Here is a 12,734-nt window from a genome sequence, read left to right on the forward strand (position 1 = left end):
GAAGGCGGCGGCATCATGAGCAATTCGAGTGACATCGAAGGGCTCTACCGGCAGTTCGGCGGTAACGCGACGGATTACCAGGAGATTGGCCGGGAAAGCGATGCGCGCACGGCGCGCTCGCGCTGGCCGCTGCTCGTCTCGATGAATCTCGAGCAGCCGTCCATTCCCGCGATCGGCGAAACACACCGCCCGGGGCATGCCGCGCAAGCGCATGACGGTCCCGGCGAAACGCGCGCGTCGTCGGCGTCATCGACACCACCACCCGCCACACGCAGCAGCCGCCAACCGCTGTTCGCGCTGCTCAGTCAGCGTCCGCCTTCGCCGGAACCGGTCAAACCCGTTTCGGGTGCACTGGGCGGTGCGCGATTCGCTGCATCGCCCGCGGAACCGGTATCGATAGACGTCGTGCCCTCAGCGATCAGCACCGAATCGATCGCAGCACCGCTGTCGCCTTCCGTGCCTCCTGTGCTCACTGCGCCGGCCGCGGCAGCATCACCCGCGCCCGCTCCGGCGTCGATGCTGCGCAAGCTGTTCACACCGCCATCGCTGGATGACGATAACAACTCAGGGTCCGCGTCGGAGACACCGCTCGCGTCGGTGTTCGCGCGGCTACGCGGCGATGCGAGCGTCGGTCGTCGCGCAAACGTCACCGCATCCGACGCGCGTTCGAGCGACGACACGCCGCGGCGCGACGACCCGCGACGCCGATGAAAGTGATCGCGGTGGTATCGGCGAAAGGCGGCGTGGGTAAAACCACCCTCGCAGCCAATCTCGCTTCGGTGCTGGCGAAGATGGGCCGGCGTGTCGTCGTCGTCGATCTCGACCCACAGAACGCGCTGCGCCTCCATTTCGGCGCGCGCCTCGACAGCATCGATGGACTGTCGCGCGCGACGCTCGCCGGCACATCGTGGCGCGCCGCGATGTTCGACGGCATCGATAGTGTCACGGTGCTGCCATACGGCGCGCTGACCGAAGACGACAGCCGCCGCTTCGAAGGGCTGATTGAACGCGAACCGCGCTGGCTCGGCGCATCGCTCGCCACGCTGGGGCTCGACCGCGACGACATCGTGATCGTCGATACGCCGCCCGGCTCGTCGGTGTATGCACGCGGCGCGCTGTCGGTCGCGCACTTCGCGCTGAACGTCGTGCTCGCGGATGCGGCGTCGTACGCAGCCATTCCGTTGATGGAGCGGATGATCGATGCGTATGCCGCGCCGCGCGCCGGCTTCGTCGGCACCGGCTACGTCGTCAACCAGGTCGACCAGTCGCGCCAGCTCGCGAAGGACGTGCTGAAAGTGCTGCGCACGATGCTCGGCGAACGGCTCTTCCCCGGCGTGATCCATCTCGACCAGGGCGTGCCCGAATCGCTCGCGTGCGACACGACCGTGCTGCACTACGATCCGCTCAGCCAGGCCACCAACGATTTCCGCGCGTGCGGCGCATGGCTCATGTCCAGGCTCGACGCGTTCGACACCCCCGCGGCCGCGTCACGGAGCCACGCATGACCGCACCGCGCACCGCCGATCCCTCTTCTGCCCGATCGCAGGACGAGACACCGTCGCGCCTGGAACGCTTCGTCGACGCGGGCCTCTGGAACAGCCGCGTGCTCACCGTGCTCGTCACGCTGTTCGCGATCGTGGTGCTCTACTTCGTGATGACGGTGCCGCTCGGCTTTCGCGAGCAGTTGACGTTCGCGACCGCGTCGTTTCTCTGCGCGCTGCTGGTCCGGCGCATGAAAGGCCGCTACGCGACGCTCGTGATGATCGTGCTGTCGATGATCGCGACGGGCCGCTACATGTACTGGCGCCTCACCGCGACGACCTACTGGTCGCATCCACTCGACGCCGCGTGGGGTCTGCTGCTGGTTTCCGCCGAAGTCTATTCGGCGCTCGTGCTGTTCCTCGGCTTCTTCCAGACCGCGTGGCCGCTCAAACGCAAGCCTGTGCCGATGCCCGCGTCGCGCGATGCGTGGCCCACCGTCGACGTGTTCATCCCCACCTACAACGAGCCGCTGTCGGTCGTGAAGCCGACCATCTACGCGGCGCTCGCGCTCGACTACCCGCGCGACAAACTGGCCATTCACGTGCTCGACGACGGCCGCCGCCCCGAATTCAAGGTGTTCTGCGAGGAAGTGGGCGTGCAGTGGACGATTCGCGCGCACAACCGCCACGCGAAGGCCGGCAACATCAACGAGGCGCTGAAGATCACCAGCGGCGAGTATGTTGCCGTGTTCGACTGCGATCACATTCCGACCCGCTCGTTCCTGCAGATCTGCCTCGGCTGGTTTCTGCGCGACCCGCTGCTGTCGATGCTGCAGACGCCGCACCATTTCTTCTCCGCCGATCCGTTCGAGCGCAATCTCGGCACCTTCCGCAAGGTGCCGAACGAAGGCGAGCTGTTCTACGGGCTCGTGCAGGACGGCAACGACCTGTGGAACGCGACGTTCTTCTGCGGCTCGTGCGCGATCCTGCGCCGCTCGACGCTCGAAGAGATCGGCGGCGTGGCGATCGAAACCGTGACCGAGGACGCGCACACCGCGCTCAAGCTGCATCGGCGCGGCTACACGACCGCGTATCTGGCGCTGCCGCAGGCCGCGGGGCTCGCCACCGAAAGCCTGTCGGGTCACGTGAACCAGCGCATCCGCTGGGCGCGCGGCATGACGCAGATCTTCCGCATCGACAACCCGCTGATGGGCAAGGGGCTCAAGCTGAGCCAGCGGCTGTGCTACGTGAACGGGATGATGCACTTCTTCTACGGCGTGCCGCGTCTCGTGTTCCTCACGGCGCCGCTGTCGTTCCTGTTCTTCGGCGCGCACGTGATCGAAGCGGCAGCGAGCACGATCGCGATCTACGCGCTGCCGCACATGATGCACGCGAGCGTCACCAACTCGCGGATGCAGCGGCGCTTCCGTCATTCGTTCTGGGCAGAGGTCTATGAATCGGTGCTCGCGTCGTACATCACGCCGCCGACGCTGCTCGCGCTGATCAACCCGAAGCTCGGCCGCTTCAACGTGACGGCGAAGGGCGGACAGATCGACCGCAATTACTTCGACTGGGCGATCTCGCGGCCGTATCTGATCCTGCTGCTGCTAAACCTGCTGGGCTTCGTAGCGGGTATCGCTCACATCGTGCTGCACCGGCATGCGGTGGGCGAGGTGCACACCACGATCCTCAATCTCGGCTGGACCGTCTACAACATGCTGATTCTCGGCGCGAGCGTGGCTGCGGCGAGCGAGCGGCGGCAGATCCGCAACGTGCATCGCGTCGCGATGAAGATCCCGGTGATGCTGAAGTTTTCCACCGGCCGCACGCTCGCGTGCGAAACGATCGACTACTCGGAAGGCGGCGTCGGCGTCGCGTTGCCGGACAAGCTGCAGATTCCCACGCACGAACGCGTAACGGTGTCGCTGTTTCGCGGCGACGAAGAGTTCACGTTCCCCGCGACGGTGGGATTCAGCACGCCGGGACGTGTGGGCTTGCGCTTCATGACCGCGAGCCGCGAGGAAGAGTACGACATCATCCAGACCACGTTCGCGCGCGCCGATGCGTGGACCAGCTGGGCCGAAGGCCGTCAGGCGGATACGCCGCTGCGCGGGCTGTCGCATGTGCTACTGGTCGGCATGCGCGGCATCGGCGGTCTGTTCGTGCATCTCTACGAAGACCTTCGCCGCTACCGCCGGCGCAACGACTGATCACCACGAGGACCTGAGACCGAGTCATGGGACAAGCGATCGCGACGGCGCATGGCCGCCCCCTCCGCTACGCGCATCGCGCGATTTTGGCTGCGATTGCCGCGCGAAGCTCGCGTGGCCGAGCGCTGACCGCATGGCTCGCGTTGCAGATCGCGTTCATGGCGCTCGTACCGCTGAACGCTGCGTTCGCGAAAGCAGCGCCTCCCGCAGCGGCACAACGCACGGCGAGCAACGAGACGCTCTACGCCACGCCTTCGGCGCAAGCGCCCGCAAACGACAACACATTGCCGCTGCCCGGCCCCGCCGCGCCGTACGATCCCTCGGCCACCGCACCGACGCCGCTCGCCGCCGCGGCCCCCGCATCCGCTTCATCGGTGAAGGCCACGGGCGCGCGCACGCCGACCACCGCAGACCCGGGCACGCTGCTGCCTGGCGGCCGCCGCCAGGCGCTGACCTTCGCCGACTTCGGCGCGCGCGACCCGCTGCAGTTGCGCGGCACCGAAGGCCAGAACGGCATCGCGTTCTCGGTGCGCAGCGACGAGGTGGTGACGGGCGCGGTGCTGCATCTGATCTACAGCTATTCGCCGGCGCTGCTGCCGGCCATCTCGCAGCTGAAGCTGCTCGTGAACGGCGAAGTGGCCGCGACGCTGCCGGTGCCGCACGAGCAGGCGGGCATGCTGGTCGCGCGCGACGTGCCGATCGATCCGCGCTTCATCACCGAGTTCAATCACCTGAACCTGCAGCTGATCGGCCACTACACGACACGCTGCGAGGACCCCGCCAACTCGACGCTGTGGGCCACCGTCAGCAACGCGAGTTCGATCGAGCTCACCTACGCGTTCATCCGCACGAAGCCCGATCTCGCCGCGCTGCCGCAACCGTTCTTCGATCGCCGCGACGTGCGGCGCCTCGAGCTGCCGTTCGTGCTGCCGCACAAGCCCGATCCGGCCACGCTCGAAGCGGCCGGCATCGTCGCGTCGTGGTTCGGCGCGCTTGCGGGCTATCGCGGCGCGCTGTTTCCGGCGCAGGCCGACGCGCCGCCGCTGTCGGGCAACGCGGTGGTGTTCGCGACGCCCGATTCGCGCCCGGTGGGCGTGCCGATTCCGGAGATCGACGGCCCGACGCTCGCAGTGCTCGATCGCGCCGCGCCCGCGCAAGGCAAGCTGCTGCTCGTGATGGGCCGCACGACCGACGAACTGAAAACCGCCGCGAAAGCGCTGGGTATCGGTCAGAACGCGCTAACGGGCCAGTCCGCGACGATCACGCGGCTCGTCGAACTCGGTCCGCGCGCGCCATACGATGCGCCGAACTGGCTGCCGTCGAATCGCCCGGTGCGCTTCGGCGAACTCGCGGACGAACGCGATCTCACGGTGAGCGGCTACGACGCCGACGCAGTGCGCGTGAACCTGCGCTTCCCGCCTGATCTCTTCATGTGGCGCACGCAAGGTGCGCCGATCGATCTGCGCTACCGCTACACCGTGCGGCCAAAGGCTGATCGTTCGTCGTTGAATATCAGCCTCAACGACAACTTCGTGCAGGCGCTGCCAATTCCGGCCGTGTCGCCGTCTGCGTTCAATCCCGCGCGCTATCTCACGCGCATCCTGCCCGACAACACCGCCGAGGCGCACCGCACGATTCACGTGCCGCAGCAGCTGCTGTCGTCGCGCGCGCAGTTGCGGCTGCACTTCTTCTACGACATTCCCGATACCGGCGAATGCCACGGACGCCTGCTGCAGAATGTGGCCGGTACGATCGATCCGAACACGACGATCGATCTGTCGTCGTTCCCGCACTACATGGCGCTGCCCGATCTCGCCGCATTCGCGAACAGCGGCTTCCCGTTCACGCGGATGGCCGATCTTTCGCAGACCGCAGTAATCCTGCCCGACGACGCAAACACCGGCGACTTCAGTCTGTATCTGCTCGAAATGGGCCGCATGGGCGCATCGACCGGCTATCCGGCGACAGGCGTGACGGTCGGCTACGCGGACGACGCACCGCATTTCGCCGACAAAGACCTGCTGATTCTCGGCGCGCCCGGCCGCCAGCCGCTGCTGCAGCGCTGGGCCGCATCGATGCCGTTTTCCGCCGACGGCGACGAGCGCAGCTTCCAACTGTCCGACGTCACATTCAGGCTCGAAAACTGGTGGCACGGCGAGCATGGCCCCGAGCGCTCGCCGGTGCACGCCGATCTGACGCTCGTGAGTTCGAGCGGCGACGCGTTGCTGGCCGGCTTCGAATCGCCGCTGACCAGAAGCCGCAGCGCGGTCGCGCTGATCAGCGCCGCCGGTCAGTCCGACGCGGACCTCACGGCGGCGCTGCTCGACACGGATCTGCTGCCGCAGATCCAGGGCGGCATGGCGGTGATCCATGGCCGCAGCGTGATCGTCACGTCGAACGGCAACACGTATTACGTGGGCTCGCTGCCGCTCATCGACTATCTGCGCTGGGCGCTGTCGTTGCATCCGCTGCTGCTGATGTTCGGCGGTCTGCTCTCCGCGCTGATCGTCGCGGGTCTGTTCTACCGGACGCTGCGCGCCGTCGCCGCGCGCCGGCTCAAGGAGTGATATGTCCGGTCTGTCGCGACGATTGCGGCGCATGGAGACGCGCGGCGTGCTCATGGCACTTGCGGTGGTCATCGCGGGGTTGGTTGCTGCGCAGTCCGGCTGCTATGCGGCATCATCTGCGAGCGGCGGCGCAGCGATGACGAAGCCAGCATCCAGCGCGACCGCCAGCTCGCCATGCGGCGAGTGGAACGCATACCGCCTCTTCATCGGCCGTTTTGTGCAGCCCGATGGCCGTATCGTCGATTTCTCGACGCCGACCCAGCAGACCACATCCGAAGCTCAGTCATACGGAATGTTTTTCGCGCTCGTCGCAAACGATCGCGCGACCTTCGACCGGCTGCTCGACTGGACCCGCAACAACCTCGCCGCGGGCCAGTTCGATCCGCAGAACGCACGGCTGCCGTCCTGGCAATGGGGCCGCAAGAACGACGGCTCGCAAGGCGTGCTGGACCCGAACTCCGCCGCCGACTCCGACGTGTGGATCGCCTACGACCTGCTGCAGGCCGGGCGCCTGTGGCACGAGCCCGACTACACGAAGCTCGGCGAAGCGCTTGCCGCACGCATCGCCCACGACGAAGTGGTCGACCTCGCCGGACTCGGCTCGATGCTCCTGCCCGGTTCGCACGGCTTCCAGACCAACGGCGTGACGCGCGTGAACCCGAGCTATCTGCCGCTGCCGGTGTTGCGCGGCCTCGCGTCCGCGCTGCCCGGCGGTCCGTGGAGCCGCATTGCAGACAACGCGTACCGGCTCGTCAAAGGCACCGCGCCGCTCGGCTTCGCGCCCGACTGGGCAGCATGGCGCGACGGCCGGTTCGTCGCCGATCCGAATACCGGCGACATCGGCAGCTACGACGCGATTCGCGTGTATCTGTGGGCCGGCATGACGCCCGCCGCCGATCCGCTCGCGAAACCCTGGCTCGCCGCGCTCGGCGGCATGCGCGAGCGCGTGCAGCAGACGGGCGTGCCGCCGGAGAAGGTGGCCGCGATGACGGGCACGGGCAGCGGCGAGGGGCCGCTCAGCTACTGGGGCGCCCTCGCGCCGTATTTCAAGGCGCTGGACGACGCGCATGGCCTCGGCCTCGCGCGCCAGCATCTCGCAGCGCTCGACGGCAACGTCCCCGGCCGCGATCCGGTCTACTACGACCGCGTGCTCGGCCTGTTCGGTAGCGGCTTCATCGATGGCCGGTATCGCTTCGATGACGCCGGCCATCTCGTGCCGCGCTGGAGAACCGCATGCGAATGAGCACACCTGGCCTGACGCGAACGCTGCTGGCGAAAGCGCTCGGCGCGGCCACGCTGTGCGCCGCGATCTGCGCGCTGCCTGACCTCGCGCACGCGCAGACCCAGCAGAAAGATCCGCTGACCGTGCTGATCGACCAGGGCCGGTACTGGCAGGCGCATCAACGCGGCGACCTCGCTGAGCAGGCATGGCAGAAGGTGCTGCGCATCGATCCCAATCAACCCGATGCGCTGTTCGGCATGGGCATGGTGCTCGCGGACCGTCGCGATGGCGGCGGCGCGCAGCAGTATCTCGCGCGGCTGCGCGCGGCTGCGCCGAACTATCCGTCGATCGACGAACTGGGACGGCGCCTCGGCGAATCGAGCCTGCGCGATCAGACTGTCGACGACGCGCGCCGTCTAGCGGCAAGCGGACAAAGCGCGAGCGCGGTGCAGCAGTATCGCGAGGCGATCGGCGGCGCGCCCGCCACGCCGCAACTGCGGCTCGAATACTACCAGGCGCTGGCCGCCACGCCGAAAGGCTGGGACGAGGCGCGCGCGGGCCTCGAACAGCTCGCGCGCGACAACCCGGACGATCCGCGCTATGCGCTCGCGTACGCGCAGCACCTGACCTATCGCGATGCGACACGGCGTGACGGCATCGCGCGGCTCGCGAAGCTCGCGGGTGACAGCGTGGTGGGCGGCGCAGCGCGCAAGGCCTGGCGTCAGGCGCTGCTGTGGCTCGATGCGCGCGCGTCGGACGCGCCGCTGTTCGACGCGTATCTGCAAACCGCCAGCGACGACGCCGCGGTGCGCGCGCGCTTCGAATCGATGGTGCAGCAGGATCGCGACACACGTCTGCGCGCGCAACAGAACGCCATCACCGATGCGCGCGGTCGAACGGTGGCGGAAGGCTTCGCCGCGCTCGACCACAACGACCTCGCCGGCGCGAGCGCGAAATTCCAGTCGGTGCTCGCCGTCGACCCGAACGATGCGGACGCGCTAGGCGGTATCGGCATCGTCGCGCTGAAGCAGGAGCGCTTCGCCGAAGCGCGCGACGATCTCGAGCGCGCGTCGCGCGCCGGGCATGCGGAACGTTGGCGCGAGTCGCTCGACAGCGCGCGCTACTGGACCTTGACGAGCGAGGCGATCGGCGCGCGCAGCAACGGCGAATTCGCGAAGGCCAAGGCGCTGTTCGAACGCGCGATCGCGCTGAATCCGTCGGACGTCACCGCGCAGGTGATGCTCGGCGAGATGCTGCTCGCGAATCGCGATCCGTCCGGCGCGGAGCAGGCGTACCGGATGGCGTTGCGCCGCCAGGCCGACAACCCCGATGCGATCCGCGGACTCGTCGGCGCACTCGCCGCACAGGGTCGCGGCGACGAGGCGCTCGCGTTCGCCACGCAGCTGAACAGCGAGCAGCGCGCGAAGGCCGGCGGCATCGACAAGCTGCGCGGCGAAGCGCAGGCCGCGCAGGCGCGCGCCGCCGAAGCGCGCGGCGATCTCGGCGCCGCGCGCAGCCTGTTCGAAGACGCGCTGCTGAACGATCCCAACGACGCGTGGCTGCGGCTCGATCTCGCGCGCATCTACGTGCGCGAGGGCGCGGTCGGCACCGCGCGCAGCATGATGGACGGCCTGCTCGCGCTGCATCCCGACATGACCGACGCGCTCTATGCAAGCGCGCTGCTCTGCGCGGAAACGAGCGACTGGTCGACGGGACTCGCGCAGCTCGAACGCATTCCGGCCGCGCAACGCACGGCCGCGATGGCCACGCTGCAGCATCGTTTGTGGGTTCATCATCAGATCGATCTCGCGGAACAGCTGACGAACAACGGCCAGGCCGCGCAGGCGCTCGCGCTGCTGAACGACGCGACGCCCGTGGCCGGCAACGACCCGAGCCTGATCGGCGCGCTCGCGGCCGCGCATCTCGACGCGGGCGATACCGGAGCGGCGCTGACGATGGCGCGCACCGCGGCGGGCGCCGCACCGAACGACGCGGACGTGGCGCTGCAGTACGCGGGCATCCTGCTGTCCGCTCATCAGGACGCGGAGCTCGGCGCGGCGATGCGGCACATCGCGGGCATGCAGCTCACGTCGCGGCAGCACGAAACGTTCGCCGATCTGAACCGTTCGATCGTGATCCGCGAGGCCGATACGGCGCGTCTGCGTGGAGACCTGGCCGGCGCGTACGACATGATCTCGCCGTGGCTCGCCGCACTGCCCGACGACCCCGACCTGCAGGCGATGCTCGCGCGCCTCTACTCGAGCGCCGGCGATGACCGTCATGCGCTCGCGAGCTACCAGATCGCGTTGAAACGCCGCCCCGACGATCAAGGCTTGCGACTCGCGGCCATCTCGGCCGCAACCGGCGCGAAGAATTTCGATTACGCAGGCAAACTCGCGAGCGACGCATTGCGCGCGCAGCCGGACGATCCCGCGACGCTGGCTGCGGTCGGCCGCATGTATCGCGCCGAAGGCGACCTGTATCACGCCGCGAAGTATCTGCAGCGATCGCTTGCTGCCTCGAACGCGCACGCCAGCGGCACGGGCACGTCGCGTAGCACGGCCGGCGGCCCGGCGGGCAGCTGGGCGGCCGCGATGAGCCGCGTCGGCTCCATGCCTCGCACGAACGCAAATCCGTTTGCGGGCAAGACGGCGGTGCGTGTGCAGGACGAGCCCGCGAGTGCGCCGGGTCCGGTCTCGTCGAATTCGAACGACACACGCGTGGCCACCGACGACTACGGCCCGGACTACAGCGGCTCCGGCGAGTCGGGTGCGCCAGCGCTTACGCCCGCACGTCCGCTCACGCCCTACCCCGATCAGGCCGATGCGCAGGCGGCAGCAGCGGCGCAACCGGTCTATTCGCCGTACGGTTCGACCGACGCCGCCGACGACACGCCGACGCCGTGGCCGATGTCGCCCGCCGCAGCACGCGCGGCGCAAAGCCGTGCGGCGGCTGTGGCGATGCCGGCGCCGGCGCCTGTGCGTGCAGCGCCGCGAGTTGCTGCATCGAATTATGCTCAGCAATCCTACCAACCGTCTCCGACACATTATGTGGAGCCGCAGCCGTACGTGCCGAAGCCGCCCGCCGGTTACGCGCAGCCGTACTATGCGCCGCCCCCGGTTAGCCGCGGCAGCGACGATGACGACTACGTAGCGGGGAACGTCGCGAACGCACAGACGCGCGGCGTCGCCGATGAACTCGCAGAGATCAACCACGAACAGACCAGCACGGTGACGAGCGGCGTCATCTTCCGCGACCGTGGCGGCGAAGGCGGGCTCTCGGCGCTGAGCGAGATCGAAGCGCCGGTACAGGGGCGCATCCAGGCGGGTAACGGGCACATCGTCGTGACCGCGACGCCGGTGTGGCTGGATGCTGGGGTACCAGAGAAGTCGCTGTCGGTGCTGTCCAGATTCGGGTCCGGGTTGTCGAGCGATGCATCCAACGCGAACGTACGCAGCGGCAATACCACCTATGGCAATCAAACGGCGTTCGGCACGGGACTGTCGGTGGGCTATGAAGGTCGTCACCTCAACGCCGATGTCGGTTCGACGCCGGTTGGCTTTCGCGAAACCACCATTGTCGGTGGCGCGCAATATCGCAATCAGTTCACTGACAGCACGTCATGGTCGCTCGCGGTCGCACGACGATCGGTCACGGACAGCCTGCTCTCTTACGCAGGAACGCGGGATTCAGGCGCGAAGCTCGAATGGGGCGGCGTGACATCGAACGGCGCACTCGCAAAAATTGGCTGGGACGACGGCACGAGTGGCCTGTACGCAAACGCCGCGTACCAGTACTACGATGGTCACGGCGTGCCGAGCAACAACTCCGAGAAGGTGGGCGGCGGCATCTATACGCGGCTGTTCGCATCGGCGAACCAGGCGTTGACGGTCGGGTTGAACACCACCGCGATGCATTACGACCGTAACCTGTCTTACTTCACGTACGGGCAGGGTGGCTATTTTAGTCCGCAGTTCTATGCGATCCTGAACCTTCCGGTCGAGTGGGCCGGCCGCCTGGGCGCATTCTCGTACGACCTCAAGGGGTCGATCGGCATGCAGCACTATCGGGAAAATGCATCGGACTACTTCCCGACCGACGCCGCACGACAGGCGATCGCTGCGCAGAACTCGGCGGACAGCACCGCGTTCGACGCCAATGCCGTGTATCCCGCCCTCAGCAAAACCGGTCTCGTGTACTCCTTGAAAATCGCCGGCGAGTACCAGGTCACGCCGCACATGGCGTTCGGCGCAACCGCATCGCTTGGCAACGCGTACGAATACCGCGAGTGGATCGCGGCGATCTATCTGCGCTACAGCTTCACGAAGCAGACGGGCCTCGTACCGTACCCGCCTGCCGAGATGACTTCACCGTATGTGTCGCTGTCCGAATGACGTGGTGACCATCGCCCTCGCGCCGCGCTACTGACGCTCGCGCTCGATCGACTCCATCTCGCGTTCGCGCTCGACCGCAGCGCCGTGGCGGCGCGAGATGATCCACACGCCCACGACGATAAACACGACGAGAATCAGCGACGCATACAGCCGGCTCACCGCGAGGCCGCCCTGTGCGACCGGCTTGTCGAACAGATCGCCGAGCGTCGCGCCAAGCGGACGGGTCAGGATGAACGCCAGCCAGAACAGCGCCGTGCGCGACATCCGGGTCCACAGGTACGCCGCTGCGATCACGACCAGCGCGCCGCCGAAAATCAACGCGCCGTATTCGTAGCCGAGACCGAGACCGCCGCGATCGTCGCCGGCCACCCAGTCGCCGAGTGCGGTGCCGAGCGTCTGCGAAAACAGGATCGTGACCCAGTAGAACCACTCGGCGCGCGCATGATCGACCGACTTGATCGCGACCGTGCCTTCCACCCAATACCAGACCAGCAGGCTCGCGATCAGCAGCGTCAGCACGATCGACACGCCGCCCGGATAACCGACGCCGAGCGAACGGTCAGCGAAGTCGGCCATCGTGGTGCCGAGCGTCGTCGTCGCGACGATCGTGGCCCAGTACAGCGCCGGGTTGTACGCGCGCGCCCGGATCTGCCCCGCCACGAAGACGATGAAGAACGCAGCGAAAATCAGCGAGCCGATCAGATAGCCGAGATTCAGCGACATCGTGACCCAGTCGCCGCCGGTCTCGCCAAGCGTCGTCGCCGCGATCTTTACGATCCAGAAGCCGAGCGTGACGGCCGGAACCTTGATCAAATCGCGGGTTGAAAGTTGACTGTCTTGTGTACTCATCCGTCACACCT

At 67.5% G+C, this 12,734-nt stretch carries 7 protein-coding genes; 6 read left to right on the forward strand and 1 reads right to left on the reverse strand.

The window, feature by feature from the left end; genetic code table 11:
* The first annotated feature begins 15 nt into the window (after positions 1–15).
* The 6 genes from bcsP to DVS29_RS00100 are packed head-to-tail and all read left to right on the forward strand — an operon-like array spanning position 16 to position 11,874.
* Complete coding sequence (gene bcsP / locus DVS29_RS00075) at positions 16–711, forward strand: cellulose biosynthesis protein BcsP (protein ID WP_124800571.1); 696 nt, start codon at positions 16–18, stop codon at positions 709–711.
* Positions 708–1,505: a cellulose biosynthesis protein BcsQ gene (gene bcsQ, locus DVS29_RS00080; RefSeq protein ID WP_118178397.1), complete on the forward strand. Its 798-nt coding sequence runs from the start codon at positions 708–710 to the stop codon at positions 1,503–1,505. The genes bcsP and bcsQ overlap by 4 nt, the downstream gene beginning before the upstream one ends.
* Complete coding sequence (gene bcsA / locus DVS29_RS00085) at positions 1,502–3,691, forward strand: UDP-forming cellulose synthase catalytic subunit (RefSeq protein ID WP_118178398.1); 2,190 nt, start codon at positions 1,502–1,504, stop codon at positions 3,689–3,691. Before bcsQ ends, bcsA begins: the two co-directional genes overlap by 4 nt.
* A gap of 26 nt (positions 3,692–3,717) precedes the next feature.
* Positions 3,718–6,258: a cellulose biosynthesis cyclic di-GMP-binding regulatory protein BcsB gene (gene bcsB / locus DVS29_RS00090; RefSeq protein WP_118178399.1), complete on the forward strand. Its 2,541-nt coding sequence runs from the start codon at positions 3,718–3,720 to the stop codon at positions 6,256–6,258.
* Positions 6,259–6,310: 52 nt separating this feature from the next.
* Positions 6,311–7,501: a cellulose synthase complex periplasmic endoglucanase BcsZ gene (bcsZ, locus tag DVS29_RS00095; RefSeq protein ID WP_118178705.1), complete on the forward strand. Its 1,191-nt coding sequence runs from the start codon at positions 6,311–6,313 to the stop codon at positions 7,499–7,501.
* Entirely contained in the window at positions 7,492–11,874 is a 4,383-nt protein-coding gene (locus tag DVS29_RS00100; protein ID WP_118178400.1) for a cellulose synthase subunit BcsC-related outer membrane protein, read from the forward strand. Before bcsZ ends, DVS29_RS00100 begins: the two co-directional genes overlap by 10 nt.
* Positions 11,875–11,901: 27 nt before the next feature.
* Here the strand turns inward: DVS29_RS00100 and DVS29_RS00105 are convergent, their stop codons facing one another.
* Positions 11,902–12,723: a COG4705 family protein gene (locus DVS29_RS00105; protein ID WP_118178401.1), complete on the reverse strand. Its 822-nt coding sequence runs from the start codon at positions 12,721–12,723 to the stop codon at positions 11,902–11,904.
* Positions 12,724–12,734: the final 11 nt, after the last annotated feature.

The organism is Paraburkholderia phosphatilytica (genome assembly GCF_003443895.1).
GTDB lineage: Bacteria > Pseudomonadota > Gammaproteobacteria > Burkholderiales > Burkholderiaceae > Paraburkholderia > Paraburkholderia phosphatilytica.